Source organism: Aeromonas ichthyocola, assembly GCF_046087985.1.
In the GTDB taxonomy this organism is placed as follows: Bacteria; Pseudomonadota; Gammaproteobacteria; order Enterobacterales; family Aeromonadaceae; genus Aeromonas; species Aeromonas rivipollensis.
Genome location: NZ_JBJSWH010000006.1, coordinates 137501 through 163297 on the forward strand (window position 1 = coordinate 137501; position 25797 = coordinate 163297).

25 protein-coding genes and 3 pseudogenes (1 of these 28 running past the window's edge) are annotated in these 25797 nt (G+C 61.0%); 9 read left to right on the forward strand and 19 right to left on the reverse strand.

Annotated elements, in window-relative coordinates:
* A protein-coding gene (gene polA, locus ACF2JD_RS17805) for a DNA polymerase I (RefSeq protein WP_440987892.1) crosses the window boundary here: on the reverse strand, positions 1-1845 show its 5' portion. 912 nt of this gene lie to the left of the window's left edge; only the first 1845 of its 2757 coding nucleotides appear in the window; the start codon lies at positions 1843-1845; its stop codon lies off the left edge, out of view.
* A 400-nt stretch (positions 1846-2245) separates the two neighbouring features.
* Here polA and elbB point away from each other — a divergent pair, with 400 nt between their 5' ends.
* Positions 2246-2896 (forward strand): isoprenoid biosynthesis glyoxalase ElbB, encoded by a 651-nt coding sequence (gene elbB, locus ACF2JD_RS17810; RefSeq protein WP_111913696.1) that lies wholly within the window; start codon positions 2246-2248, stop codon positions 2894-2896.
* A 72-nt stretch (positions 2897-2968) separates the two neighbouring features.
* On the opposite strand, the gene ACF2JD_RS17815 is transcribed toward elbB, so the two are convergent.
* The 4 genes from ACF2JD_RS17815 to fieF form a co-directional block, all read right to left on the reverse strand.
* Positions 2969-3178, reverse strand: coding sequence for a cell division protein ZapB (locus tag ACF2JD_RS17815; RefSeq protein ID WP_025325277.1), 210 nt, complete (start codon positions 3176-3178; stop codon positions 2969-2971).
* A gap of 234 nt (positions 3179-3412) precedes the next feature.
* The gene (locus ACF2JD_RS17820; RefSeq protein WP_440987893.1) at positions 3413-4693 is read right to left on the reverse strand and encodes a hypothetical protein; all 1281 of its coding nucleotides are present in this window, start codon (positions 4691-4693) and stop codon (positions 3413-3415) included.
* A gap of 21 nt (positions 4694-4714) precedes the next feature.
* Positions 4715-5494 (reverse strand): serine O-acetyltransferase, encoded by a 780-nt coding sequence (gene cysE, locus ACF2JD_RS17825; RefSeq protein ID WP_025325275.1) that lies wholly within the window; start codon positions 5492-5494, stop codon positions 4715-4717.
* Positions 5495-5502: 8 nt separating this feature from the next.
* Positions 5503-6414: a cation efflux pump FieF gene (gene fieF, locus ACF2JD_RS17830; protein ID WP_106885316.1), complete on the reverse strand. Its 912-nt coding sequence runs from the start codon at positions 6412-6414 to the stop codon at positions 5503-5505.
* Positions 6415-6499: 85 nt separating this feature from the next.
* Here fieF and ACF2JD_RS17835 point away from each other — a divergent pair, with 85 nt between their 5' ends.
* The 3 genes and pseudogenes from ACF2JD_RS17835 (at position 6500) to trmL (ending at position 9088) form a co-directional block, all read left to right on the forward strand.
* The gene (locus tag ACF2JD_RS17835; RefSeq protein ID WP_139745863.1) at positions 6500-7192 is read left to right on the forward strand and encodes a response regulator; all 693 of its coding nucleotides are present in this window, start codon (positions 6500-6502) and stop codon (positions 7190-7192) included.
* Positions 7189-8545, forward strand: a pseudogene (locus ACF2JD_RS17840) (ATP-binding protein). The gene ACF2JD_RS17835 and the pseudogene ACF2JD_RS17840 overlap by 4 nt, the downstream one beginning before the upstream one ends.
* Positions 8546-8623: 78 nt before the next feature.
* On the forward strand, positions 8624-9088 hold the full coding sequence (gene trmL, locus ACF2JD_RS17845; protein ID WP_440987894.1) for a tRNA (uridine(34)/cytosine(34)/5-carboxymethylaminomethyluridine(34)-2'-O)-methyltransferase TrmL: 465 nt from the start codon (positions 8624-8626) through the stop codon (positions 9086-9088).
* A gap of 13 nt (positions 9089-9101) precedes the next feature.
* Here trmL and ACF2JD_RS17850 read toward each other — a convergent pair.
* The 4 genes and pseudogenes from ACF2JD_RS17850 to lexA all read right to left on the reverse strand — a co-directional run bounded on the left by ACF2JD_RS17850 (position 9102) and on the right by lexA (position 12600).
* Positions 9102-10453: pseudogene (locus ACF2JD_RS17850) on the reverse strand (MATE family efflux transporter).
* An 18-nt stretch (positions 10454-10471) separates the two neighbouring features.
* A pseudogene (locus ACF2JD_RS17855) lies at positions 10472-11097 on the reverse strand (SCO family protein).
* A gap of 214 nt (positions 11098-11311) precedes the next feature.
* Positions 11312-11521, reverse strand: a complete 210-nt coding sequence (locus tag ACF2JD_RS17860; RefSeq protein ID WP_440987895.1) for a hypothetical protein — start codon at positions 11519-11521, stop codon at positions 11312-11314.
* A gap of 452 nt (positions 11522-11973) precedes the next feature.
* On the reverse strand, positions 11974-12600 hold the full coding sequence (gene lexA / locus ACF2JD_RS17865; RefSeq protein WP_025325267.1) for a transcriptional repressor LexA: 627 nt from the start codon (positions 12598-12600) through the stop codon (positions 11974-11976).
* 204 nt (positions 12601-12804) lie between these two features.
* Here lexA and plsB point away from each other — a divergent pair, with 204 nt between their 5' ends.
* Complete coding sequence (gene plsB, locus ACF2JD_RS17870) at positions 12805-15228, forward strand: glycerol-3-phosphate 1-O-acyltransferase PlsB (protein WP_440987896.1); 2424 nt, start codon at positions 12805-12807, stop codon at positions 15226-15228.
* Between the two features lie 62 nt (positions 15229-15290).
* On the opposite strand, the gene ubiA is transcribed toward plsB, so the two are convergent.
* Entirely contained in the window at positions 15291-16154 is an 864-nt protein-coding gene (ubiA, locus tag ACF2JD_RS17875; protein WP_111913513.1) for a 4-hydroxybenzoate octaprenyltransferase, read from the reverse strand.
* Positions 16151-16702, reverse strand: a complete 552-nt coding sequence (locus ACF2JD_RS17880) for a chorismate--pyruvate lyase family protein (RefSeq protein ID WP_163150196.1) — start codon at positions 16700-16702, stop codon at positions 16151-16153. Before ACF2JD_RS17880 ends, ubiA begins: the two co-directional genes overlap by 4 nt.
* Positions 16703-16847: 145 nt before the next feature.
* Here ACF2JD_RS17880 and ACF2JD_RS17885 point away from each other — a divergent pair, with 145 nt between their 5' ends.
* Together ACF2JD_RS17885 and ACF2JD_RS17890 are read left to right on the forward strand one after the other, a co-directional pair.
* Entirely contained in the window at positions 16848-17282 is a 435-nt protein-coding gene (locus ACF2JD_RS17885) for a flagellar basal body-associated protein FliL (RefSeq protein ID WP_139745890.1), read from the forward strand.
* Positions 17283-17297: 15 nt separating this feature from the next.
* Complete coding sequence (locus ACF2JD_RS17890; RefSeq protein WP_163156991.1) at positions 17298-17528, forward strand: hypothetical protein; 231 nt, start codon at positions 17298-17300, stop codon at positions 17526-17528.
* 48 nt (positions 17529-17576) lie between these two features.
* On the opposite strand, the gene ACF2JD_RS17895 is transcribed toward ACF2JD_RS17890, so the two are convergent.
* The 4 genes from ACF2JD_RS17895 to ACF2JD_RS17910 form a co-directional block, all read right to left on the reverse strand.
* Positions 17577-17921, reverse strand: coding sequence for a DUF2799 domain-containing protein (locus tag ACF2JD_RS17895; RefSeq protein ID WP_393937119.1), 345 nt, complete (start codon positions 17919-17921; stop codon positions 17577-17579).
* 178 nt (positions 17922-18099) lie between these two features.
* Positions 18100-18222, reverse strand: a complete 123-nt coding sequence (locus tag ACF2JD_RS17900) for a hypothetical protein (RefSeq protein WP_080675028.1) — start codon at positions 18220-18222, stop codon at positions 18100-18102.
* A gap of 72 nt (positions 18223-18294) precedes the next feature.
* Positions 18295-19275 (reverse strand): acrylyl-CoA reductase (NADPH), encoded by a 981-nt coding sequence (acuI, locus tag ACF2JD_RS17905; RefSeq protein WP_440987897.1) that lies wholly within the window; start codon positions 19273-19275, stop codon positions 18295-18297.
* 29 nt (positions 19276-19304) lie between these two features.
* A complete protein-coding gene (locus ACF2JD_RS17910) occupies positions 19305-19466 on the reverse strand; it encodes a substrate-binding domain-containing protein (RefSeq protein ID WP_408819910.1) in 162 nt (53 codons plus the stop codon).
* Between ACF2JD_RS17910 and ACF2JD_RS17915 the strand changes: the two genes are divergently transcribed.
* Both ACF2JD_RS17915 and ACF2JD_RS17920 read left to right on the forward strand, forming a co-directional pair.
* On the forward strand, positions 19419-19619 hold the full coding sequence (locus ACF2JD_RS17915) for a PTS transporter subunit IIC (protein ID WP_408819920.1): 201 nt from the start codon (positions 19419-19421) through the stop codon (positions 19617-19619). The two genes, ACF2JD_RS17910 and ACF2JD_RS17915, sit on opposite strands and share 48 nt — an antisense overlap.
* Positions 19620-19825: 206 nt before the next feature.
* Complete coding sequence (locus ACF2JD_RS17920) at positions 19826-20872, forward strand: glycosyltransferase family 9 protein (RefSeq protein ID WP_440987898.1); 1047 nt, start codon at positions 19826-19828, stop codon at positions 20870-20872.
* Here the strand turns inward: ACF2JD_RS17920 and ACF2JD_RS17925 are convergent.
* The 4 genes from ACF2JD_RS17925 to ACF2JD_RS17940 are packed head-to-tail and all read right to left on the reverse strand — an operon-like array spanning position 20856 to position 25761.
* Positions 20856-21941, reverse strand: coding sequence for a glycosyltransferase family 9 protein (locus ACF2JD_RS17925; RefSeq protein WP_440987899.1), 1086 nt, complete (start codon positions 21939-21941; stop codon positions 20856-20858). The genes ACF2JD_RS17920 and ACF2JD_RS17925 overlap by 17 nt on opposite strands.
* Before the next feature lie 14 nt (positions 21942-21955).
* Positions 21956-22714, reverse strand: a complete 759-nt coding sequence (locus ACF2JD_RS17930) for a glycosyltransferase family 25 protein (protein ID WP_440987900.1) — start codon at positions 22712-22714, stop codon at positions 21956-21958.
* On the reverse strand, positions 22695-24017 hold the full coding sequence (locus ACF2JD_RS17935) for an O-antigen ligase family protein (RefSeq protein WP_440987901.1): 1323 nt from the start codon (positions 24015-24017) through the stop codon (positions 22695-22697). The genes ACF2JD_RS17930 and ACF2JD_RS17935 overlap by 20 nt, the downstream gene beginning before the upstream one ends.
* On the reverse strand, positions 24001-25761 hold the full coding sequence (locus ACF2JD_RS17940) for a polysaccharide deacetylase family protein (RefSeq protein WP_440987902.1): 1761 nt from the start codon (positions 25759-25761) through the stop codon (positions 24001-24003). The genes ACF2JD_RS17935 and ACF2JD_RS17940 overlap by 17 nt, the downstream gene beginning before the upstream one ends.
* Positions 25762-25797 lie beyond the last annotated feature (36 nt).

A 25797-nucleotide genomic window follows, 5' to 3' on the forward strand; every position in this document is an offset into this window, starting at 1 on the left:
CAGGCGCGGCAGATCGTAGGTTTCCGCCAATTCAGCCAGCACCTCTTCGGCGGTGGACGGGGCGCCCTTGGGGGTCTTCTTGAGGATGGGCAGCCCCAGCTTGACGAACAGTATCTCGCCGAGCTGCTTGGGTGAGGAGAGGTTGAACTCCTGCCCGGCCAGCTCGTGCGCCTGCCGCTCCAGCTCCGCCAGACGCACTTCGATCTCCTGGCTCTGCTGGTGCAGCAATTTGGGATCTATGGTGGTCCCGAGCAGTTCCATCCGTGCCAGCACCGGCAGCAGGGGCAGTTCGATCTCGGTGAATACCTTGGCAAGCTCAGGCAGCTTGCTGAGTTCGCCCCACAGGGTCTGGTGCAGACGCAGGGTGATGTCGGCATCTTCCGCCGCGTAAGGGGCCGCCTGCTCCAGTTCGATCTGGTTGAAGGTGAGCTGCTTGGCCCCCTTGCCGGCGATCTCTTCGAACGAGATGGTGTCGACGCCCAGATACTTCCTGGCCAGGGAGTCCATGTCGTGACGGCTGGCGGTGGAGTTGAGCACATAGGATTCGAGCATGGTGTCGTAGGCGATGCCCTGCAGATCGATGCCGTGGTTCTGCAGCACGTTGCGATCGTACTTGAGGTTCTGCCCGACCTTGAGACGGGCCGGATCCTCCAGCAGGGGTTTGAGCTTGCCCAGCACCTGCTGTTCGGTCAGCTGGGTTGGAGCCCCCAGATAGTCGTGGCCGAAGGGAACATAGGCCGCCTTGCCCGGCTCGATGGCGAACGACACGCCAACCACTCGCGCCTCCATATAGTCGAGACTGGTGGTCTCGGTGTCGAAGGCAAATAGGGGCGCCGCTTTCAACAGTGCCAGCCAGTCGTCGAACTCGGCCTCCTCCAGAATGCAGCTGTAGTCGGTCTCGATGGCAGCAACCGGAGCGGCGGCGTCATCAGCGGCCACTTCCTGCCCGGCGCTCTCTTCGCCACCGGACTCCAGCTCCTTGATCAGGTTGCGCAGTTCGTACTCGCGGTAGACCGCCAGCAGGGACTCCTTGTCGATCGGGCCCAGCAGCAGCTCTTCCAGACTCTGCTCCAGCTCCACGTCGGTCTTGATGGTTGCCAGCTGGTAGGAGAGGCGAACCTGTTCCTCCTGCTCGCGGAATTTGTCGGCAAACGCCTTGGAGCCACGAAAGCCCAGGGCGGCGACCTTGTCGAGGTTGGCGGCGATCTGATCGATGCTGCCTATCCCCTGCAACAGTGCCTGGGCCGTCTTCTCGCCCACCCCTGCCATGCCGGGAATGTTGTCCACCTTGTCCCCCATCAGGGCCAGGTAGTCGATGATGAGCTCGGGGGGCACGCCGAACTTCTCGATCACCCCTTCCCGATCTGTCTTCACATCCTTCATGGTGTCGATCAGGGTGACATGGTCGGAGACCAGCTGTGCCATGTCCTTATCACCTGTGCTGATGAGCACGGGCAGCTGTTTCTCGGTCGCCTGGCGGGCGAGCGTGCCGATCACGTCGTCGGCCTCGACCCCTTCGACCATCAGGAAGGGGAAGCCCATCGCCTTGATCATCTGGTGAATGGGGGCAACCTGGCTGCGCAGATCGTCCGGCATGCTGGCGCGGGTCGCCTTGTACTCGGGGTAGATGTCGTCACGGAAGGTCTTGCCCTTAGCGTCGAACACCACGGCCACATGGCTGTCGGGGTATTGCTTGCGCAGGCTGCGCATCATGTTGGCCATCACCCGGACGGCGCCGCTTGGCAAACCGGTCGATGTGCGCAGATCGGCCTGCTGGGAGGCGAAGAAGGCGCGGTAAAGATATGAAGAGCCGTCGACCAAGATAAGGGGATTGCTAGGGGCCATGAAATCGTCCTGCCAGGAATAAACAGTCGCTAGGATGCCACAGGGCCCGCGGCACACCAAGGGGCTGGCCCCCTCCCATTGGTACCATTAAGTGGCCCCTGACCTGTGGATAACTCTGTGCTCAAAAATGGACTCATGGCTGCGCCATGGTGGCAAAGCTGTGGATTAAAAACAAAAAGAGCATATAAAACAGCACGTTGAGATCGTAAAAACCAACCATGATGCCTTCATCATGATCTCGATCAATGTGGAAAAAAATTCAAGGGGGTCAACGAGGCAGGATCCAAAACGAAACAATCCTAGCACAGCAAGATGACTTGACCAGTGGAGGCCGAACGATAACCATACAAAAGTACAACAATCTACCCTGGCTCACATTTTCAACAACGAGGAGTCTGCCATGAAAAAAGTGGCCGTGATCTTGAGTGGCTGTGGCGTGTTTGATGGCGCCGAGATCCATGAAGCCGTCATCAGCCTGCTGGCACTGGCCCGTCAGGGCGCCACCACCCAGTGCTTCGCGCCCGACGTGCCTCAATTGCACGTCATCAACCACCTGACCGGCGAGGTGAGCGAGGGGGAGAGCCGCAACGTCCTGGTCGAGGCAGCCCGTATCTGCCGCGGGCAGATCAGGAATGTGGCCGAGCTGGATGCGGCCGACTTCGATGCCCTGCTGGTGCCCGGCGGCTTTGGCGCCGCCAAGAATCTGTGCGACTTCGCCGTCCAGGGCGCCAACTGCCAGATCCAGCCCGATGTGCTGAAGGCGTGCCAGAGCTTTGCCAAAGCCCGCAAACCGGCGGCCTATATCTGCATAGCACCGGCCATGATACCTCTCATCTATGGCGCTGGCACCCTGGCCACCATAGGCCATGACGAGGGCGCCGCCAATGCCATCGAGGCCATGGGGGGCAGCCATCTCAACTGCCCGGTCAGCGAGTTTGTGGTGGATCAGGAACGCAAGGTCATCTCGACCCCGGCCTACATGCTGGCCCAGAACATCCTCGAGGCCGCCGACGGTATAGAGAAGACGGTCAAGCAGCTGCTGGCCCTGTGATCCCTACCCCTGCCAAAACAAGCGGGCCGCTCAAAGAGCGGCCCGCTTTCATTCCAGTCAGTCAAGACGGGATCAGATGGCATCGCCCATCTGGTCCATCTTGCCCAGCAGGGCGCGCAGACGTTCTTGCCAGGCAACATGCTCGTTGCGCAGCTGATGGTTCTCGTCTTGCAGCTTGTTGTTCTGCTCTTTCAGCTCGTCCAGCTCCATTTTCAGCAGGGAGATGTTGTCGACGGCGGATTGTACTTTGGATTCGAGTTGCTCAAGGACTTCTAGTGACATATGCATACCTGTATGTTCAATTGCGATGCCCCACAGGGGGCGATCAAGCGCGTGAAGCCAGCATACCCTGATGCGCTCGGCACAAACAAGCCAGCGCGTTGCAAAATGCGCCCTCCGTGCCGGTATTGCTTAAATATGCGTCGGTTTTTCTCGCAGGGGGCAGGAACCGCGATCCGGGACGCTCGCCGCGGCGTCATGGCCCCCTGCGAATCGGCCCCTCTCCCGCCGCCAATGTCAGCCGTGCAGGGTGATGAAGCCCCCCATCAGCAGACAGGCCACCCCGTACATCAGCAGCCCGTAGAGCAGGTTCCAGCGCAGCAGCAGCCCGGCGCTCAGGTTGTAGCGGGAGGCCAGCGCCAGGTTGGAGCCGGACAACGGGCTGGTGCCAGTGGCGAGCCCCCACCCCAGCAGGAAACACATGCCGAGCAGGCTGGGATCCGGTGACAGCGGCCACAACAAGGGGGCCACCCCCGAGATGCTGATGAGGGGGTGTACGCCTATGATGGCGACCAGGAAGATAAGCAGCAGGGTGAGGGATGCCTCGAGCCAGCCGAAGTGGTTGAACAGCGGCAGACCGTGACCTGCACCGAAGTCGATGACAGAGAGGGCGCTGTTGATGCCGGCAGCCAGCAGACCTGCCCCCAGGAACAGCACCAGCTGGCCGCCGATGGCGGGGAAGCGTTCCACCACCTGCCGCTTGAGGGCCGCCCCGCGTCCCTGGCTTGGCATGAAGAGCAGTGCCAGCAAGGGGGCCACCAGCGCGATCACCGCCAGAATGCTGAGCCCGGGCCAGAGCCTGTGGATCAACAGCACCAGCAGCGCCAGGGTCACCGGCAGCCCCAGGGTCTGCAACCTCAGGGGATAGCCTTCGAAGCCCGCCACCCCGAGCCGCTCCACCTGCCAGGCCGTCAGTCCCATGGCCAGCAGGGCGGCGAGGATGCCAAACGGCAATATGCTGGCCAGCTGCAGGCCGGGGGCGTAAGTGAGCGCCACCGCCATGGCGACGAAGAAGGGAGACCAGAAGGCCGCGGCGCAGAAGATCCGGCTCAACACCATGACCTGGCACCGCTCAAGGGTACCATTGCGCTCCAGCCGATCACCGATGATGAAGAGCACAGAGAGGTTGATGACGGCACCGAGCAGATTGAGGCTGGCCATGGTGCTCCACAGCCCCTTGCGACCGGACCAGGAGGCGGCGCCTGTCAGCAGACCCGAGGTGGCGAGGTTGAGGGTACTGACGGCAGCAAACATGGTGAGCATGTTGATGTTGGGCAGCAGCCAGTCACCGGGGCTGAGGCTGGCCCCGCGCCACCAGGAGAAGATCAGCAGCAGCAGTGCCGCCCCATAGAGCGCCAGTGCCTGACGACGGGCGGCGCCCACCAGCCAGGGCCAGGTGAGCAGGGAGGCGGCCCAGGCCGCGACGGCGGCCGGCCAGGGGGAGAATCCCAGATAGAGGTGCAGCAGGTTGAGCAGCCACATCCCCAGGATCAGATAGCCTGACCAGCGCTTGACCATACAACGGCCTCGGTCAGGGGATCAGAGACACTGATCCATGTCCAGGGAGGGCTTGTCGCACTCGGGTCGGCCCACTATCTTGGCGGGCACGCCGGCGACCGTGGTGTGGGGCGGCACCGGGTTGATCACCACGCTGCCGGCCCCTATCTTGGCGCCGACCCCCACCTCTATGTTGCCGAGCACCTTGGCGCCCGCCCCTATCATCACCCCTTCGCGGATCTTGGGATGACGGTCGCCACTCTCCTTGCCGGTGCCCCCCAGAGTCACGCTCTGCAGGATGGAGACATCGTTCTCGATCACCGCGGTTTCACCGACCACTATGCCGGTGGCGTGGTCAAACATGATGCCCTTGCCGATCCGCGCGGCCGGGTGCACATCGACCCCGAACACCACTGAGATCTGGTTTTGCAGGTAGAGCGCCAGCGAGCGACGCCCCTGGCGCCACAGCCAGTTGGCGACCCGGTATCCCTGGAGGGCATGGAATCCCTTGAGGTAAAGCAGCGGCGTCGAGAAGAGGTCGACGGCGGGGTCACGATCCTGTACCGCGCAGATGTCGGCGGCCACAGCTGCCAGCAACTCGGGTTCGCTGCGCAGGGCCAGCTCGATCACCTCGCGCAGGGCGATGGCTGGCATTGTGGTGCTGTCGAGCTTGTTGGCGAGCTGGAAGCTCAGCGCCGAGCGCAGATCACTGTGATTGAGAATGGTGGAGTGAAAGAAGCTGGCCAGCATGGGCTCCTGGGCCGCCATGCTCTGCGCTTCCTGCTGAATTTTTTGCCACGTTTGGGCAACCAGATCATCCATGTTGCAGCCTACTGTTGTTCAGGGTGAGTGCCTTGTTGTTCTTTTGTCAGCACCGAGATGGGGTCCATGTGGATGATCACCTCCATCCGCTCAAAGGACTGGCGGACCGCCAGTTCAGCCTCGTCGGCTATCTGATGGGCCTTGACCAGGGGGATCTGATCGTCAAGCTCCAGATGCAACTGCACGAAGCGGGTCGGCCCGGATTGACGGGTACGCAGATCATGTACGCCATGCACCCCCTCTACGGCACAGCAGAGCGCCATTATTCTCGCTTGTTCTTCCTCTGGCAACTGACGATCGAGCAGGGCCTGTACCGATTCGTAGCCGATCTGGACGGCTCCCCACACCAGGAACAGACCGATCAGGATGGCGAACAGGCCATCGGCCCAGTACCACCCCTGACCCGCCAGCACCAGTGCCACCAGCACACCGGCATTGAGCAACAAGTCAGAGCGGTAGTGCAGCATGTCGGCCTTGATGGCCACGCTGTTGGTCTTGCGAATGACGAGGCTCTGGAAGCTGACCAGCAGCAGGGTCAGCAGGATGGAGCCGGCACTGACCCAGATCCCGGCCTCGAGCCGCACCACGGGAACCTGGTTCAGCATCGACGAGATGCCGTGCATCATCAGCAGCAGGGCAGAGCCAGAGATGAAGGCCGACTGGATCAGACCAGCCAGCGACTCCGCCTTGCCGTGGCCGAAGCGGTGCTCCTCATCGGCCGGCGCCAGCGCGTAGCGGATGGCCAGCAGGTTGATGATGGAGGCGCTCACATCCATGAAGGAGTCTGTGAGGGACGCCAGCAGGCTGGAAGAGTCCGTCATCAACCAGGCGATCAGCTTGCCCAGGATCAGCAGGGTGGCGGTGACGACCGCCGCCGTGCTGGCGAGGGTGACCCAGCGGGAATAGTGTTGGTGGCTCAAAACCGGCTTTCCTCTGACGCGTAAAAACTTATTATACCCTGACCCGAACGTCAGTTTGGCGTGCAAAATCAACGGAGTGACCCGAATGAACAAAATACTCCTGGTCGACGACGATCTCGAACTGACCCAGCTGCTCACCGAAATCCTGACCCTGGAAGGGTTTGACGTCACCGTCGCCGAGGATGGGGAGGAGGGGCTGCTGCGGCTGGCAGAGCAGGCATTCGATCTGGTGTTGCTGGACGTCATGATGCCCAGACTCAACGGGTTCGCCATGCTGACCAGGCTGCGCAAGACCCACGACACCCCTGTGCTTATGCTGACAGCCCGGGGCGACAGCCAGGACAGGGTCAACGGGCTCGAAGCGGGGGCCGATGACTATCTGGCCAAGCCCTTCGACGACAGAGAGCTGCTGGCGCGGGTGCGCGCCATCTTGCGCCGCACCCAGAATCCCTCCCCCCAGCGCGGCGCATCCGACGAGCTGCGCTTCATGGACCTGGTGCTGCAACCCGGCCTGCAACAGGCCCGCTGCGACGATCAGCTGCTGGAGCTCACCGCCACCGAGTTCGGCCTGCTGGAGTGCCTGCTGCGCAGCCCGGGCCAGATCGTCAGCAAGAATCTGTTGTCCGAACAGGTGCTTGGCAAGAAGCTCGAGCCCTTCGATCGGGCCATCGACATGCACCTGAGCAACCTGCGCAAGAAGCTGCCTGAGCGCAGCGATGGCCAGCCCCGCTTCAAGACGGTGCGTGGCCGAGGCTACCTCTGGCTGGAGCAGGCATGAAAACGGCCCGCACCTTCAATGGCCTCTCCACCCAGATCTTCCTCTGGTTCTGGTTCATGCTGCTGCTCGTGCTGGCCGCCGTGGTGATACTGCCCACCCTGGATCCCCGCAACACCATACCCCTGCCCGAGCACGAGATGGCCAGGATGAACAACAACCTGCGGGCGCTGCAGGCTGGCGCCGACCCGAACCAGGATTTCGATCTGCAACAGGCCATCACGGCGGCCGGGCTGCTGCCGGTGGACAACGTCTACCTGCGCGACGCCAAGGGCCAGATGCAATCCACCACCCGGCTGAGCAAGTTCGTCATCCGCTTCATGCTCGACGCCGACAACCCGGCCAAGCCCATGCTGGGCAGCGAACACCAGCGGGCCATCGCCGGCCCCTTCCAGATGCAGCACCACGGCCAGAGCTATCACGTCTACTTCGGGCTCAACGTCGAAAACTCCTATCTGTTCCTGTTTATCCAGATCCTGGATCACCCCATCCAGATCCTGGGCATCGCCATGTTGGTCAGCACCCCCCTCTGTCTGCTGCTGGCCTGGCGGCTGACCCGCCCCATACTGCAGTTGCAGCAGTCGGTCTCCCAGCTGGCGCAGGGCAAGCTGGAGACCCGGATCCCCAATCTGGGGCGGCGGGACGAGATAGGTCAGCTGGCGGATCATGTCAGCCACATGGTGGACACCCTCAAGCGCATGATCCAGAAGCAGAAACAGTTGCTGTCCGACATCTCCCACGAGCTGCGCAGCCCCCTCACCCGCATTCAGCTGGCGCAGGCCTTGATCCGCCGCAAGCAGGGGGACAGCTCGGAGCTGGCGCGGATCGAGAGCGAAATCGCCCGGCTCGACAAGCTGATCGGGGATCTGCTGGATCTGTCCCGGGTCCAGCAGCACGTGGAAGCCCCGGTGGAGCTGCCGCTGGCGGATCTGCTGGAGCCCATACTGGACGACGCCATGTTCGAGGCCAATCAGAATGGCAAGCAGCTCAGGCTGCCGCCGCTGCCGACCGAGTCGCTGCGGATGTGGCCCGAGCTGCTGGCGAGGGCCCTGGAGAACCCGCTGCGCAATGCGCTCAAGTATGCCCGCGAGTTCATCAAGGTGGATTGGTATCAGGAGGGACGGGAGTGGGTGATGACCATCAGGGATGACGGCCCAGGCGTGCCGGTGGAGCAGCAGCCCAATGCTGTTCCTGCCCTTCTTCCGGGTCGATGATGCCCGCAACGCCAAGACGGGCGGCACCGGCCTCGGCCTCGCCATCGCCGCCGAGGCGATCCAGCGCCATGGCGGCACCATCAAGGCCAGCAGCAATCACCCGACCGGGCTCGTCATCACCATACGCCTGCCCATGGTGTGAGCCACTCCTTTTCATCGAACGGGCGCTGGGTATGCTGGCGCCCCTTCTTGGCTTTACATCCCTTTGCAGGAGCTCGTCATGCTCGATATCGTCCTCTACCAGCCGGAAATTCCGCCCAACACCGGCAATATCATCCGGCTCTGCGCCAATACCGGTTACCGGCTCCATCTGATCGAGCCGCTGGGATTTGAGTGGGATGACAAGCGGGTGAAGCGGGCGGGACTCGACTATCACGAATTTGCCGAGGTGAAGCGCTGGCCGAGCTATGAGGCTTTTCTGGCAGCCGTGGTGCCCAAGCGGGTGTTCGCCTGCACCACCAAGGGCCGCACCGCACACTCGGCGGCACAGTTTGCCCTCGGCGATGCCCTGCTGTTTGGCCCGGAGAGTCGCGGCCTGCCCATCGAGATCATCGAGAGCCTGCCGTTCGAGCAGCGGCTGCGCATCCCTATGGTGCCCCAGAGCCGCAGCATGAACCTCTCCAACGCGGTGTCGGTCTTCGTCTACGAGAGCTGGCGCCAGCTCGGCTACGACGGTGCCATGTAAGCGCCACCGATGATCAGTGGCGGGCGTCGAGCAGATGCCCGCTGCGCTCCAGCCGCCAGCAAGTGACCCCCAGCGACAGACCGCGCCCCACCATCAGCGCCGCCATCGCCGCCCATAACGCGGCCACGCCCCACGACTGACAGAGCCACCAGATCGGGAAGAAGCCGCCAAACGCGGCCAGCAACATGCTGTTGCGCATCTCCCGCGCCCGGGTCGCCCCGATAAAGACGCCATCCAGCAGGAAGCACCAGACCGCCAGCAAGGGCATGGCGATCAGCCAGGGGAGTTGGCGGTTGCCTCCGCCACTACCGCCGGAATGTCGGTGATATGCCGACCAGCCAGCACCCAGCAGGGCGAAGCCCAGGGTAAAACGGCACTGGCAATCAGGGCGGCCCAGCCCAGATTGAGCACGATGGCCTCCCGCAGCCCCTGCCTGTCCCGCCGTCCTATGGCGCGCCCCACCATGGCTTCCACCGCATAGGCGAAGCCATCCAGCCCGTAGGAGATCAGCATCAGGAAGTTGAGCAGCACCGCATTGGCGGCCACCGCCACGTCCCCCAGCCTGGCCCCCTGCAGGGTCATGAAGGCGAAACAGAGCTGCAGGCAGAGGGAGCGGATGAAGATGTCCCTGTTGAGGCCGAGCAGCCGCACCATGGGCCACTGCCGCCAGCGCTGCCAGCCATCCTGCCACACCGTCGGCGCCAGTTGCCGCAGCTGACGGCGTACCAGCCAGATACCGACTGCCAGCGCGCTGTAGTCCGCCATGACCGAGGCCGCCGCCACCCCCCTGACCTGCCAGCCCAGCCCCAGCACGAACCAGGCATCCAGCACCATGTTGACCAGGTTGCTCAGGATCAGCAGCAGCATGGGGCTGCGCGCATCCTGCATGCCCAGCAGCCAGCCCATGATGACCAAGTTGCACAGGGCCGCCGGGGCGCTCCAGATCCGCACCGAGACATAGTCTCCGGCATAGCCCTGCACCTCGGGGGATCCGCCGCTGAGCGCGATCAGATGGCAACAGGGGAAGCAGCAACAACAGCAGGGCCAGCCCCAGAGCGATGGCGAGGCCAAGCGCCCGCGCCAGGGTGTCCAGCTGCCCCTCGGCGCTGGCGGCGCCCTGAGCCTGGGCGGTCAGGCCAGTGGTGGACATGCGCAGGAAGCCGAGCAGCCAGAACAGGAGATTGATGAGGGTCGCCCCGACCGAGACGCCTCCGAGGAACCAGGCCTGACCGAGATGACCTATCACCCAGGTATCCACCAGGCCGAGCAAGGGGGTGGTGACGTTGGAGAACACCATGGGCAGGGCCAGGGCAAACACGGCGCGGTGGCGGCGGGATCTCGCCACCAGGACGGCAACAAGCTCAGGGGAAAGACGCCGGCGGCTCAGTCGTCGGCCAGCTTCACTATGCGGGCGAAATCAGAGACCATGGTGGCCATATCCACCATTGGCACCTTCACCCGGCGCCACCTGCGGGCGGAACACATGGCCTGCAGCTTGCCCTTGGGATTGATGAGCACGATGGAGGCCGAGTGGTCGATCAGGTAATCCTTCTCCCCCTGATTGGCGATGGAATAGACGAGCCCCAGATTGCGCACGAACGGGAACAGGGCGTCGTGGGGGCGGTCGCCGCCTTGAACTCCGGATGGAAGAAGGCGGTATAGGTCTTGAGACGGGAATGTCATCCCGCTGGGGATCCGCCGAGATAAACACCACCTGACTGCTGGGCGCCATCTTCTTCAGCTGGTCAGATGGAGCGCATATCTGCCAGGGTGGTGGGGCAGATATCGGGGCAGAAGGTGTAGCCGATGAACAGGAAGGTCCAGTGCCCCTTCAGGTTGGCAGGGGTGAACGGCTGGTTGTCCGCATCGGTAAAGGCGAAATCGTTGATGTCACGCCCTACCGGATAATAATCCGCCTGCGCAGGCAGAGAGGGTTGGCTCCAGTAATAAGCCGCCATTATGCTGCCGACGAAGAGCAACAACAGCAGGGAAAAACGTGGTTTAACCATATAAAACAGAACCTTGCTAGTTCAACCAGCCAGATGGCGGGGCCAATGAAGGGCTATTGTAACCCGCCCGGCCCCGTTTCTGCCTAGTCCTGAGTCCGGATCCTGGGCAGGAATGGGCCCCGTAGGGAGGAAACGGCCGCTATCTCCGGGCAATGGCGGGGATAAAGAAAAGCCCCACACCGGGTGGGGCTCACACACTGTTCGGGGGACTGGCTCAGGGTCGCAATCTGCGCTGCCCCTGAGGGCGCCGGATAGTGGCGCGCAGCGGAATGACCGGGGCCGTCCAGGGGGCATCTGGCAAGCCGATGTCATGGTGGCGGCGGAACAGACGAACCAGGCGGACAATCTTGTCCTTGGGGCACCCCAGCCAGATGGTCCAGCCGTAGCCCTTGTGATACACCCAGAGCGCATAAAACCAGGTCATCCGACTACCTTTGATGAAACGGGTGATAGACGATGTCGATGGTACAACTACCACCTCTGAATCCCATGGCGATCTTGAAGCCATACCTGTCCTCCTTGCTCAACAGGCCACGCCGACCAGTGTGACTGCCATCGGGATGGCAGACCGAGCACCGTCGCGTACTGACTGTATTGAGTCGTCCTGCTGCCTGACGACTCTCCCTGTCCCGCACCGCCTCAGTTGTGATGCATCCCTGCGATCCATGCTGACCTGGCGGCACACTCAAGGTCATGGCGGTTATCCGGCCATGACACTGCGGGCCTTCTCAAAGGATATATCCGAAATGCATGATGCGTGGCCGGTACGCGGGGGCTGGGCGGCAAAAATGGCGGGTATCGGATCTGTTTGAATGACGGGGAAAACGGCACAAACGAAGGGGCCTCCCGCAGGAGGCCCCTCGGCATGTTCGATGCTTACATCCAGTCGGCGTTGCGAATAACCCCGACTGCCAGCCCTTCGATGGTCAGGTGCTGGCTGGAGAGATCCACCTCTATGGGGGAGAGATCCTCGTTCTCCGGCAGCAGCCACACCTGGCTGCCCTTGCGCTGGAAGCGCTTGACGGTGACGTCTTCATCGAGACGCGCCACCACCACCTGGCCGTTGCGCACCTCCTGGGTCTTGTGCACCGCCAGCAGATCCCCATCCATGATGCCGATGTTCTTCATGCTCATGCCCTGCACCCGCAACAGGAAGTCGGCCCGCGGGTGGAACAGGGCGGGATCCACCTGATAGTGACTCTCGATGTGCTCCTGGGCCAGGATGGGCTCACCGGCCGCGACCTTGCCGATCAGCGGCAGGCCGTTCTCTTCTGGCGCGGCCTCCTCCTCCTCGAGCAGCAGGCGGATGCCGCGGGAGGTGCCGGGCATGATCTCGATGACCCCTTTCTTGGCCAGGGCCTTCAGATGTTCCTCGGCCGCATTGGCCGACTTGAAGCCAAGCTTCTGGGCGATCTCGGCGCGAGTCGGCGGCATGCCGGTCTCGCTCATGTTCGCCTTGATAAGCTCCAGCACTTCAGCCTGGCGGGGGGTAAGGGGTTTCATAGCATTGGCACCTGTCTTTTTATACAGCACACTGGCAGTATATACAGTGCTGTGGCCAAGGCAAGGCGTTGCTGATATTTGTCCCCGCCTTGTCGCAAAAATCCCGCACCTTCTATCCTGAAAAGGCACTCATCCTACCTCTCGGCGACAAGCTGTCGGTGATTTGCTATGCTCACGCCGCATTTTTTTGGAGAGCAGACGCACATGTCCCTTGGACAGAACATTTCCAGAGCCATCCTGCAATGGCCGGTCAGTGGCTTGGTCAATCACAAGAGCCTGCCGGAAAATCCCATCACGGAGCTCAAGCTGGATCCGGCCAGACCCATAGTCTATGCCCTGAAAACCAGCTCGATCACCGACCTGATGACCCTGCAACAGTGCTGCGAGGATCTCGGCCTGCCCGGCCCCTTCACGCCGCTGGAGCTGGGTGGCCAGCTGCTGCCGCGCTACGTCTGTCTGGATCGTCCGCCTCCCCTGTTTGGCACGCGCAGCAAGCCGCTGCCCTTCCTGCAGGAGTTCCACCAGCTGCTGGACCTGCACAAGCAGGATCCCGAGCTGGATATCCAGGTGGTGCCCGTCACCCTGTTCTGGGGCCGTGCCCCCGGCCGGGAAGGTGAGGAAGCCTCCGGCTGGAACATCATCAGCAGCCTGGCCCCGAACCGGCTCAAGAAGGCGCTGATCGTGATCCTCAAGGGGCGCGAAAACCTGGTGCGCTTCTCCCCGCCGCTCTCATTGCGCTACATGGCAGACAAGCACGGTACCGACGAGGCCATAGCCCACAAGCTGGCACGGGTGGCCCGTACCCACTTCAGCCGCCAGCAGCTGGCGGCCACCGGTCCCAAGCTGCCGAACCGCAACCTGCTGTTCAAGCAGTTGCTGGATTCGAGCGTGATCCAGCAGGCCATCGAAGAAGAGGCCAGACGCGAGGGCATCAGCCTGGAGAAGGCGCAGAAGCGCGCCCATGGCTACATGGACGAGATCGCCTCCAACTTCTCCTTCCGGCTGATCCGCCTCGGTGAGACTTTCCTCGGCTGGCTCTGGAACAAGCTCTACCGCGGCCTCTCGGTCAATGGTGCCGAGCAGGTGCGCCAGCTCGCCCAGGAAGGGCACGAGATAGTCTACGTCCCCTGCCATCGCAGCCACATGGACTACCTGCTGCTCTCCTACGTCATCTATCACCAGGGCATGGTGCCGCCCCACATAGCGGCCGGCATCAACCTCAACTTCTGGCCGGCGGGCCCCATCTTCCGCCACGGCGGCGCCTTCTTCATCCGCCGCACCTTCAAGGGCAACCCGCTCTACAGCACAGTGTTCCGTGAATATCTGAACCTGCTGTTTGCCAAGGGCTACTCGGTGGAGTTCTTCACCGAGGGCGGACGTTCCCGCACCGGTCGCCTGCTGCCGCCCAAGACCGGGATGCTGGCCATGACGCTGCAGGCCATGATGCGCGGGCTGGACAGGCCGGTGACCCTGGTGCCCGTTTATCTCGGCTACGAGCACGTGATGGAGGTCAACACCTACCACAACGAGCTCAAGGGCAGCCGCAAGGAGAAAGAGAGCTTCCTGCAGGTGCTCGGCATACTGCGCAAGCTGCGCAACTATGGCCGTGGCTTCGTCAACTTCGGCGAGCCGCTAACCCTCAACAGCTACCTCGGCGAGCACGTGCCGCACTGGAAGGAGAGCATAGGCCGCGAGGAGCGCCCGGAGTGGATGGCCTCCACCGTCAATCAGCTGGCCGAGCTCTTGATGACCCGGATCAACGATGCCGCCGCCGTCAATGGCCTGACCCTGAGTGCCCTGGCACTGCTGGCCGCCGAGCGCCATGCCCTGACCCGGGACGAACTGCAGGCCCAGATCAATACCTATCTGGACCTGCTCAAGCAGGTACCTTACAGCCCCCAGAGCACCATGCCGGACGAGGATGCCAAGACACTGCTGGATCAGGCCATGGAGCTCAACAAGTTCGAGGTGAGCGAGGACAAGCTCGGTCAGATAGTCAGCCTGGACCGCTATCAGGCGATCCTGCTGACCTACTACCGCAACAACATATTGCACCTGTTCGCCCTGCCCTCCCTGGTGGCGGCCTTGATCGAACGCTGCGAGGGGATCTCCCGCGGCGAGATAGTCGCCCGCTGCGTCGACATCTACCCGCTGCTCAAGACAGAGCTGTTCCTGCGCTACGAAGAGGAGGAGCTGCCGGAGCTGGTCGATGCCCTGCTGGCCGAGCTGCAACGCCAGCAGCTGATCGAGGCGCGCGATGGCGGCTACTGGGTCAATCCGGGCAACCAGATGCGCCTGCTGCTGCTGGCCGAAAGCATTCAGGAGACGCTGCAACGCTACGCCATAGTGCTGACCCGCATGCTGGCCCAGCCCCACATAGAGGCGGAGCAGCTGGAGGCGGACGGCCTGATGATGGCGGAGCGCCTCGGCACCCTGCACGGCATCAACGCCCCCGAGTTCTTCGATCCCAAGCTGTTCAGCACCCTGATCCACACCCTGCGCAGCGAAGGCTATCTGGATCCGGGCTGCAAGCCGGATCTCGGTCGCTTCCAGGCGCTGGCCGACAACATAGTGCCGCTGCTCAGCAACAAGATCCGCCGTACCATACAGGCGGGCAACCGGCTCTGATCCTCGTCTTACAGCCAACAAAAAGGCCGCATCATGCGGCCTTTTTCATAGATGGACGTTTCTCACAGGTAGTGAGCGATCACCCCGAGCAGCACCAGGGCCCCCACATAGTTGTTGTTGAGGAAGGCCTGGAAGCAGGCCTCCCGCTGGCGCTCCCGGATCAGCCGCTGCTGATAGACGAACAAAGCCGCCGCCCCCAGCAGACCCCAGTAATAGCCGGATCCCAGCGCCATCAGCTGACCCACCAGCAACAGGATGAGCAGGGTTGCCAGTTGCAGCACGCCGATGATCCGCTTGTCGTGACGGCCAAACAGGATGGCGCTCGATTTGAGCCCGAGCTTGAGGTCATCGTCCCTGTCCACCATGGCGTACTGGGTGTCATAGGCTATGGTCCACAGCAGGTTGGCGAGAAACAGCAACCAGGCGACGGGCGGCAGGGCATTGGCCTGAGCCGCATAGGCCATGGGAATGGACCAGGAGAACGCCATCCCGAGCACCAGCTGCGGGATGGGAATGAAGCGCTTCATGAAGGGGTAGCAGACCGCCAGCAGCAGGCCGGCGAACGACAGGCCTATGGTGAGCGGGTTCAGGGTGAGCACCAGGGCAAACGAGATGAGCGCCAGCACGGCAAACAGGATCAGCACCTCCCGCGCGTCGACCCGGCCCATGGGCAGCGGTCGCCCGGCGGTGCGTTTCACGTGGCCGTCGAAGTTGCGATCCGCATAGTCATTGATGACACAGCCCGCCGAGCGCATCAGGAAGACCCCCACCACGAACACGGTCAGGATCCAGGGATCCGGCAGGCCGCCGGCCGCGAGACAGAGCGCCCACAGGGTCGGCCACAGCAGCAAGAGGGTGCCGATGGGCTTGTCGATGCGGGCCAACTGCACATAGGCCAGTCCCCGCTCCTTGGTTAACAGCTTCACTCCAGCTCCTTATGCGATGGCAGCGAATGAGACGATAGCGAGGGCAGGAAGAGTTCGTGGACCAGCAAGGGCCACTGCCCCAGATAGAGACGGGAGCGGCGCCCCCAGACGGTGGCTGCCTGGCACCAGGGATTGCTCGCGATCTCGAAGCAGGCCAGTTGCAGGTGATCGCGCCGTGCCGGTGCATCACCGAAGATGCGCTCCCCCAGTGGTTGCTCCCCCAGGTCCTGCAGACCGCTCCCTTGCAGCGCCGCCTCGGCAAACAGGGTCCAGCCCAGAATGGCCGGCCCGGCGTCACCGTGCAGTATGACCTCGCGGCAGATCCCCACGGGATCCGCAACGGCCACCAGCGCCTGCTCGTCCGACCCCAGCGACACGCTGCGATTGCCGAGCAGTTGCACCGAGAGGTGACTATTGTGGCGCCGCAGGCGCCGGGTCATGGAGTCGGCCTCCAGCAACCAGGGCCGCAGTGCCTCTGGGGGCTCACACTCTGCGGGTGCCCGCCAGGGGACGAGCTGGATGAGGGGAACAGTCAACTCGGACTTCACAGCTTCACCATCCGGAGATTTCCGTTGTCAGGTTAAAATCCCGTTTATTATCCGTAAATCAATGGCGAATTGTAAGAACATCCGTGCTTGACGGCCCCGATGGCAGCATCAAAAATGGGGCATCCGTCGCTGCCGAGCCATCTAGATGAAGATCTTCAGAATTCTGCTGGTGTTATCCCTGGGCTGTACCCTGTTGAATACCCACGCCTTCGCCAACGAGGAAGCGGCCGCCGATCCGGCCTCCGCCGCCGTCCAGCCGGGATTCGCCTATCATGCGCTGGATCCGGACATCATCACCAACTACCTCGGCGATGGCAAAACCCTGGGCTATGTGCGGGTGACGGTGGAGCTGATGGCCGAAAACGCCGCCGACCTCAAGTTGCTGGAACAGCACGACCCCCTGATCCGCGACGCCATCATCCGCCTGATTGGCAGCAAGACAGGCGCCCAGATAAAGTCGCTGGTGAGCCGGGAAGAGCTGCGCAAGGAGTGCGAGGCCAAGGTCAACGAACTGCTGGTCAAAGAAACCGGCAAGAAGGCGGTACGCGAGCTCATCTTCACCAAGTATCTTTATCAGTAATGAACCGCGAGCAGGGTGCCGACCGGCAGTCTGCTCTCCCTACCGCTCCCATTCACTGTCGAGGAAGTCATCGTCATGGGCCACAAGACGCTGTGTGAATGGCGCCGTCACGAGATCCCCGCCGATCTCAAGACACTGCGCAAGATATTGCGCAAACCCAAGTTCGTGTGCGGCAAGTGCGCCCGCAGCGCCAATGACAAAGAGTACCTGTGCCAGCCGCTGCGGCTAAAAGAGAAAGGGGAATGAGTTCCCCCACTGCTCGTCGCTCGAGGCTCTGAAGAAGAAAGGGGCGCCCTATTGATCGGTCCAGCCATGACGCCCCTGCGCAAACAGTCTGCGGGCCTGGACGTCATTGGGGCAGACGCCACGGTACTCCTCCCCCGATCGCCCGGCCAGATAGAGGTGCTCCGGGCGGCAATACCAGGCCAATCCCTTCTGGCGACCCTGCTCCCACATGGCGACATCCACCTTGGTCCCGCACTGGGTCTGATGGAATTCCACCCGATCGGCGGCGAAACCCAGCTTGCCGTCTCCTTCCCCCACATCGCTCCACACCTTTTCGCAGGGATCGTCCGAGTTGGAGACACAGCCCCCGAGCAGGGTGGCACAGAGCATGATGACGAGTGAGCGCATAATCATCCTTGGGCGTTGTTTGAGTGGTTTATGGCGTCTCTGGCCTGACGGGCATCCCTCTTCCCACAGCGCCATTTGAGCAGTTCATTCTAACCAGAGCCTCGCCCGGCCACCAAGGGGCATGCTGTCGAACGCACAAAAAATCGGGCGGGCCACCAGGCCCGCCCGCACGCGTTACAGGGAATCACTGATCGTCGAGAGGGTCATAGTCCTGCCAGCCCTCGTCGTCCAGCTCCTCCAGCTCGTCTTCCCAGGATTCCGGCTCCCACTCATCGTCGAGCTCGAAATCCGGCGTCTGCGTACCCATGCTCATTCTCCTTGGATAGTGCACCGGCCTTCAAAGTCTATCCAGAAAAATGGGGCTCGCCAGTGGACCCGGTCAGAGCTTGATCAGGGTGCGACCCGCAATCCGACCCTGGGTGATGGCCTCGGCGGCCTCCACCACCTGCTCCAGCCCGATCTCGGTCACCGCCTGGGCGAAGAAGCTGGCGGGCAGATCCCGCGCCAGTCGCTGCCACGCCAGTTGACGACGCGCCCGCGGGCACATCACAGAGTCGACCCCCTGCAAGCGCACGTTGCGCAGTATGAAAGGCATGACGCTGGTGGGCAGATCGAAGCCGCCCGCCAGCCCGCAGGCCGCCACGGCGCCGCCGTAATTCATCTGGGCCAGCAGCTTGGCCAGCACCTGACTGCCGACTGTGTCGATGGCACCGGCCCACAGCTGTTTCTCCAGCGCCTTGGCGGGCTCCAGCAGTTCGCTGCGCGGCACTATGCGGCTGGCACCCAACGCGGTCAGCATGGCACCCTGCTCCTCGGGACGGCCGGTCAGGGCCGCGACCTGATAACCCAGCGCAGCCAGCAGGGCCACGGCGGTGGAGCCCACCCCGCCTGCGGCGCCCGTCACCAGGATCTCGCCGCTCGCAGGAGTAACGCCCGCCTCTTCCAGCGCCAGCACGCAGAGCATGGCGGTGAGACCGGCGGTGCCGATGCACATGGCCTGCCGCTCATCCAGCCCGGCCGGCAGCGGCACCAGCCAGTCGGCCTTGACCCGCGCCTGCTCGGCCATGCCGCCCCAGTGCCCTTCCCCCACACCCCAGCCGGTCAGCACTACTTTGTCGCCGGGCTGATAGCGACCATCCGCCGATTCGAGCACCGTGCCGACGAAGTCGATGCCAGGCACCAGCGGCCACTGACGCACTATCTTGCCCTTGCCGGTGATGGCCAGCCCGTCCTTGTAGTTGAGGGAGCTGTAGCTCACCGCCACCCGCACCTCGCCCGCCGGCAGCTGGCTCTCGTCCAGCTGGGTCAGGGTCGCCGTGGTCTTGCCATCTTGGTTATCCAGTAACAGAGCCTTGAACATGCTTTCCTCTCGGGGTTGGGGCGCCGGCATCAGGTGCTCTGGCGCTTGTGCAATTCGAATTCGATGGTCTGGGTACCGTCTTGCAGTACCTCGCCAGCCAGTTTACACAGGATCATCTCCACGGCCATGTCGCCCATCTTGCGATAGGGGATCTGTACCGACGTCAGGGCAGGATAACAGGCCTGTACCACATCCGAATCATCGAAGCCGCCAATGGCCTGCTGATCACCTTCCTGCCGGTGTTCCTGCTGCCGGTGCTTGGGGATCTCGGCTTTGCCAACACCACCTTCAGCGATACCGACTTCGGCGTGGTGAGCATACTGCTGGGCCTGATAGTGCGCTGATGCCACTGCGTCCAGGCCAGTCTGCAGGCGCCGTCTATGGGCCGCGCCTGTTGCTTGCGGCAGCCCCCACCCCCATCGACGCCGAAAATATGTGCAAACACAGTGCGTTGGATCGGATTTTCAGCCCACAGCGGCAGCATCTGACGGGGGAGTGCGATATGCTGGTGCGCTGACGTTCCACCCCGACCTCACCCGAGGCCTCTTCCATGAAATACCTGGTAGTACAAACCAAACAGATAGGAGATGTGCTGATCTCCACCGCACTGTGCAACAACCTCAAGCAGCATGACCCCGCCGGGGAGGTTCACTATCTGGTCATGGATTACTGCGCGGGGATGGCGGAGGGGAATCCCAACATAGATCGCTTGATCGTCATCGAGAAGGCGCGCCGCAACGAGTGGCGCTACATGAAGGAGTTGCTGCTGGGCATTCGCCGCGAGCGCTACGACGTGGTGATCAACAGCCAGGGCCAGATGATAGGCCTGCTCACCTGCCTCATCTCGGGGGCAAAACTGCGGATCGGCTTCGACTCCTTCCCCTGGCGACTCGGCCACAACCGCATAGTGCGCTTTCGCCATGACACCGAACATCAGGGCAACAGCACCCTGGTGGATGACAGATTCTCGCTGCTAAAGCCTCTGGGGCTCGCCAAAGAGGATCGCAACTACTATCTCTGGCTGAGTGAAGAGGAGAAGCAGCGGGGACGGGAGACACTGCAGGCCACCGGCATAGATCCGGGCAGGCCGCTGATCGCCATGGGGGTCAACTCCCTTGGGCACTACAAGCGCTGGCCCATCGACTGTTTCGCCGAAGTCGCACGCTGGCTGATAGAGCAGCACCACGCCCAGATCCTGATCTACTGCGGGCCGGGGGAGGAAGAGTACAACCGCAGCCTGAAGCCCTTGCTGCCCGCCGCGCTGCAGGCCAGCGTGTTTGACCACATACAGACCCGCTCGGTGCGGGAGCTCGCGGGCATCTTCGCCCATTGCCAGCTGTTCGTCGGCAACGACACAGGCCCGCGGCATATGGCGCAGGCCATAGACCTGCCACTGCTGACTATAGTGGCGCCCGGCGGCGACAAGATCATCGCCAACCCGGTCAACCATCCCCGCTATCAGGCTATCGATATATTCGATGCCAAGGAGGCTGGCTATCAGCTGCCGAGCCAAGAGAAAGATTTCTTTGATGAAGAGCTATTCCGTGCAATCACCCCAGAGCTGGTGAAAACGCGTTTGCTTACCCTTCTTGGCTAGCAGAAACCCAGCGCTTGAAGGTCCACTCAAACTCGGCTAAGTCGAGAGAGTTAATATCCTGATACATCTGATTATTGGAGAAAAGCACCACAGCATCCGGCCGATTTGGATGCCACTCGTTGAAGTTTTCGCTGCAGCCACCAAGATCCGGGTTATAGAGGCCAAGAATTGGTAATGCCAGCCCCGCTGCTATATGTATGGTGGCGGTATCCACTGAAACCAGCCCCTGACAGTGACGCAATTGGGTAAATAGTCCACCCAAGGAGGGGGAATCAGGTGACAACAGGATGCGTGCCGATTCCGAAACCATGGACTTCAGGGAAGAGGCTTCCCTTTCCATGCCCGGTGGAAAAAGCAGGCACAATTGGTGAGGACAAGCCGCTAGCATGCCCTCCAGCATGAGAAAAATCCGATCAGGCAGTAATCGACGCGAACTCCCACTGCCATAAGGGTTGAAGGCTATGACCGTTTGCTCCGCTGGCCACCACTCGGCAACCCTACCCTCCCAGACTCTGTCCTCTGGCACGATATAACGGGTATCTGGCCTGACAATTCCCATTCTGGATAACAGCAGGGTAAATTTGTCGGCAAAGTGCATGCCCGCCGATGCCTCACCAATTTTGATATCAATGCAAGCCAACCCATCATCCAACCCGGCCACATGGGACGCATCGACCTGACTCAGAAAGTAAATGTCCTTCATCTTGAGCTGCTTGCCAAGATGTACCAGATAGCCCACATGCCCCAAGGATTTAGCTAGCCGCTTCAGCTCACCATAGCCTGGTCGTTTGGGGACCTCGATAACCCTGTCCACTTCAAAGTGATCGCGAAATAGCAGTGCCATCTCTGACGTTGTCACCACCCATACCTCACGCCTAGGTTGAGCACGACGGATCTCTCTGGGCACCCAAGAGGAAACGATGGCATCTCCCAGCTTTGCGTCCCAACGGACCATTACCATGGGCCCTTCATCGTCCTGAGATACCACTCTGGCGCGATCAAACATTATGATGCCAACAGCTCGACGAATCCGATCTCTGGCATGTTGCAGAAAATTAATAATTTTCATTAATCGACTCGTCGTTATAAATATGGCTTATATTTCCTATTCCTTATAAAAAAACCATAGTTATATATATTATTAAGAAATCGTCCCTTGGCTCTATAATACTCTTTTCGCACACGACTAATTAAACTTCTGGAGCTAGGCTTTATTCTTCCACCGATATCTGAATCATTCCCACTTTGCCATGCCAATGGCGGTTCGACACCATAATTGGCAACCTGATGTAAATACTCTTTATCCATAAAATCATCGACAGGCCAGAACCAGCTAGTCGATTCAGATAAAAACTTCGCGGCGCCAGTAGGATATATTATGTACGCATGGGCACAGCTAGGCCCTTTCATGTATTTTACGATGGAATGGTTGTCGCCAAAATTTAGCATATGCATCCAGCTACCAACACCTGGTAATGTACTGCAGGTACCGCGCCCTAGCCGGATATACTCAAATTGTTGGATCTTTCCCTCAAGCTCAATAAGGGTCTGTTTCAAACCATCAGAACACTCAAGATCATCCTCCATTATTAACAAAGGTTCACCCGTATTCAAGCAAACATTCCAGAGTGCTCGATGGCTTGCAAAACATCCTTGTTCGCCTTTGGTCAACGCATGCCCTTTTTCCCACATTCTCTTGGCATCATCATAGTCTCTTATTTCAGAGGAGTGGCCATTGATGGCATCGAAAAATGTAAATTCCAGACTAAGTCTAGATAATTCTTTGGACATTTTTTCTCGCCGACTTTTCGATGTCGTCAGGCTAATTACGTATATTTTCATCATGTGCTCCAAATACGATAGACGTTGTTATAACTAGCGCTGCAACAAAGAAACTGATGCCGGAATTATGACCAAAGAATGCTTGACTGAGACAATAATCGATCGATGAGAAAATGGTGACAATAACTAATGCCGCCCCACAATGCGTATCGGCATCATGGGGTTGGCACAAGCGCTGTCTTACCAAGAATAAGGGAGTAAGTAACATCAGCAGCAGAACGCCGAGACCGATGACTCCACGCTTAGCCATTTCATCGAGGAACTGATTATGAGCATGGGAATGAAAATCGTAGATAAATTGGCTAATCTCTCCCTGTGCCAGCTGTGCCTGCTGTGACTCCCGAATCCCATGGTTTCCCCAGCCAAATAACGGCTTTTCGGTAAAGCTCTGCCAGGCACTCTGCCAGAGTTGCAGCCTGACACCAAGCGAGGTATTGAGGTTAGTCTTGTCAAGATAATGGCTAATATCGCGCTGAGCCAGTTCTATCCGCGCCTCTACGCCACTCTGCGGCTGTGCAACGAGGAATGCACCGCACAACAGGCCACCCATCACCATGATCAAAGTACCCTTACGATACAGGCACTCCTTGAACAACATCGCGATAGTCAGCAGTATGACGGGTAACAGCAGCCAACCCCCACGGGTGCCCGAGAGGAAACTAGCCCCCATCCCGGCACAGGTTCCCAGCAGCATAAAGAGCGAGAAAGCCAGCCTCCCCTTCTTTTGCGCCCAAAGCAGACCACAGAGACAAAAAAGTCCCAGCGACATTGCAATATTGCCACTTTGAATAGGCATCATATCGTTAAATGCCCGATCAAAACCCAGGACAAACTTGTCATGAATGGCGATGCCAAACGCGAGGATACTACCAACTCCACAGCCTGATAGCAGCAAGGGGAGGCGCACCGGTACGCTGGCCAGCAGAGGGAGCATGGCTACAGCCATTGCAGCACGGCTGGCTCTGTCGATTTCGCTCATTTTGCCACCATCTAACCAGACTGAAATCGCCATAACGATAAAATACAATAACAAGCCCAGCCCGATGAGCTTGAACTCGGGAGGCAATCTCCAGGCCGCACGTTTTATGCCAACGAAGTAGAGGCTTGCCAGCAACAGCAGGGCAGGGCCGTAGGAGTAGCCACTGGGCACCGTCAGCGCCAGCGCACCAAACAGAAAGGCAGACAATTGAACTAGTAGAGGTAGCACCTGATCACTACGTTGCCAAAAAGAGCTCTTATTGGCTGAAATATCTGTTTTTAACGTCATGTTTTTCTCTACTACGGCCTTATTTTCTGAATACATAATTACCCCGGATCTTGCGCCACAACCCGAACATGTCGGTGCGGGGGAAGATGGCGATCCGGCGGATCTGGAGCGGATCCCGATGCATGGCCCTGGGGCCGCTGTTGGTGGCCACAGCATAGCGGTAGCCGGCGGCGCAGGCCTCGGCTTTCGCGCTCTCGTTCAGATCCCCGTAAGGGTAGGCAAACGACAGGAGCGGATGGCCAAGCAGCCGTTCCAGCCTCTCCTTGTTGGCCCGGATCTCGCGCGCCTGCTGCTCGGGTGCCAGCGTGCTGAGGCGCGGGTGCGTCAGGGTATGGCCACCGATCTCCACGTGACCGGAGGCCACCAGCGCGCTTATCTCATCGCCATTCATCAGGGCCACCGGCGTATCGGGGTGGGTCGGGTGCTCCACGTCCCAGCGATTGTGATCCTCGCCTGTCACTATGTACACCACCGCCTTGTAACCATATTTTTCCAGCAGGGGCAGCATGCGGGTGAGGTTGTCACGATAACCGTCGTCGACGGTGATCATCAGGTACTTCTTGCCATATTGCAGCCGATGGATGAAGCCCTTGTCCGCCAGATCCGCGAAGGTCAGCGTCTCGTAACCGAGCCACTTCATCAGCTTGAGGTGTTTCTCGAACATGGCGACGGGCAGCCAGGTGCCGTGCACTCCCTTCTCGCTCTCATGCTCGATGAAGCGGTGATACATGATGACCGGCATCTCCCGGCGCAGGGTCTCGACCACGGCATCCTGATAGATGGACTCGAGTCCGCTCACCACCTGCTGCAAGTCATACTCCTGCCGGATGCGCTGACGCAGGCTGTCCGGCACCTGCTTGCTGGCCAGCGCCGGGGCTATCTGCCCCTTCAACGCGGCAAAATCGATCGCCAGATCCTGGGGCCCTATGTCGCCGAAGTTGCTGGCCAGCGCCTCGTCCAGATTCTGTTCGGTCACCAGCCCTATGGCCTTGGCCTCGCCGATGGCGAAGGCGGGGCGGCCGCACAGCAGGGCCTCCATCGCCACCCGGCCGGCGCCAATCACCAGATCGCACTGCGCCAGCAGGGCGGGCACATCGTCCACATAGCCGACGAAGTCGACCCTGTCCTGGAAGCGGGCAAAACGCTCCGGCACCCGGGTGCCGCTGACGACACGGACCTGGCAGGCGTCCAGATCCAGCACCTCGTCCAGCAGGCGATAGCAGAGCTCCCCCTTGGGGCCGCTCAGCCGGCCTATGATGGCGATCACCGGCCTGGCGTTGTCCGGTGCAGGCACAGGCTGGAATCTGTCGGTCTCTATGCCGTTGCGCAGCACCTGCACCATGGCGGGATCCACCCCCAGGTTGTCGATGATCTGGCGGGCTATATCTTCGCACACCGCCACAGCACGATAGCCGAGAGCATGAAACGCCTTGCGGGAGGCATGCACCGGCTGACGGCCATGAACTGTGGTGATCATGGGGGTGCCGGTCAGCTTGCAGGCCACATAACTGCTCCAGCCGGAGGCGCGGGAGTGGGCATGAACCAGCTGGATGTGGTGCTTCCTGATGAGATAGATGAGGTAAAACACATGCCAGAAGCGGCGCAGTATGCTGCGCTTGTTGAACCTCAGCTTGAATACGGGCCCCTGCGTGGGCTTGGTCAGGGTATCTGACACGTAAAAGACGTTGTGACCACGCCGGGTCAGCTCGTTGCCGACCGTGGTGGCATAGACCTCAGCTCCCGTGACTTCGAGCTGGGAGAGTGCCATCAATATGTTCATGCAAGCGCATCCGAGCGACGGGCGGCCAGGGCCGCC

What these genes read in the sequence shown, in the direction of transcription:
- ACF2JD_RS17885 (WP_139745890.1), top strand. Translation starts at nt 16,848, where the DNA reads ATGAAGATCTTCAGAATTCTGCTGGTGTTATCCCTGGGCTGTACCCTG.
- elbB (WP_111913696.1), top strand. Translation starts at nt 2,246, where the DNA reads ATGAAAAAAGTGGCCGTGATCTTGAGTGGCTGTGGCGTGTTTGATGGC.
- lexA (WP_025325267.1), bottom strand. Translation starts at nt 12,600, where the DNA reads ATGAAACCCCTTACCCCCCGCCAGGCTGAAGTGCTGGAGCTTATCAAG.
- ACF2JD_RS17815 (WP_025325277.1), bottom strand. Translation starts at nt 3,178, where the DNA reads ATGTCACTAGAAGTCCTTGAGCAACTCGAATCCAAAGTACAATCCGCC.
- ACF2JD_RS17895 (WP_393937119.1), bottom strand. Translation starts at nt 17,921, where the DNA reads ATGATTATGCGCTCACTCGTCATCATGCTCTGTGCCACCCTGCTCGGG.
- ACF2JD_RS17860 (WP_440987895.1), bottom strand. Translation starts at nt 11,521, where the DNA reads ATGACCTGGTTTTATGCGCTCTGGGTGTATCACAAGGGCTACGGCTGG.
- ACF2JD_RS17925 (WP_440987899.1), bottom strand. Translation starts at nt 21,941, where the DNA reads ATGAAAATTATTAATTTTCTGCAACATGCCAGAGATCGGATTCGTCGA.
- ACF2JD_RS17835 (WP_139745863.1), top strand. Translation starts at nt 6,500, where the DNA reads ATGAACAAAATACTCCTGGTCGACGACGATCTCGAACTGACCCAGCTG.
- ACF2JD_RS17935 (WP_440987901.1), bottom strand. Translation starts at nt 24,017, where the DNA reads ATGTATTCAGAAAATAAGGCCGTAGTAGAGAAAAACATGACGTTAAAA.
- ACF2JD_RS17900 (WP_080675028.1), bottom strand. Translation starts at nt 18,222, where the DNA reads ATGGGTACGCAGACGCCGGATTTCGAGCTCGACGATGAGTGGGAGCCG.
- ACF2JD_RS17920 (WP_440987898.1), top strand. Translation starts at nt 19,826, where the DNA reads ATGAAATACCTGGTAGTACAAACCAAACAGATAGGAGATGTGCTGATC.
- ACF2JD_RS17820 (WP_440987893.1), bottom strand. Translation starts at nt 4,693, where the DNA reads ATGGTCAAGCGCTGGTCAGGCTATCTGATCCTGGGGATGTGGCTGCTC.
- plsB (WP_440987896.1), top strand. Translation starts at nt 12,805, where the DNA reads ATGTCCCTTGGACAGAACATTTCCAGAGCCATCCTGCAATGGCCGGTC.
- cysE (WP_025325275.1), bottom strand. Translation starts at nt 5,494, where the DNA reads ATGGATGATCTGGTTGCCCAAACGTGGCAAAAAATTCAGCAGGAAGCG.
- ACF2JD_RS17930 (WP_440987900.1), bottom strand. Translation starts at nt 22,714, where the DNA reads ATGAAAATATACGTAATTAGCCTGACGACATCGAAAAGTCGGCGAGAA.
- acuI (WP_440987897.1), bottom strand. Translation starts at nt 19,275, where the DNA reads ATGTTCAAGGCTCTGTTACTGGATAACCAAGATGGCAAGACCACGGCG.
- ACF2JD_RS17940 (WP_440987902.1), bottom strand. Translation starts at nt 25,761, where the DNA reads ATGAACATATTGATGGCACTCTCCCAGCTCGAAGTCACGGGAGCTGAG.
- trmL (WP_440987894.1), top strand. Translation starts at nt 8,624, where the DNA reads ATGCTCGATATCGTCCTCTACCAGCCGGAAATTCCGCCCAACACCGGC.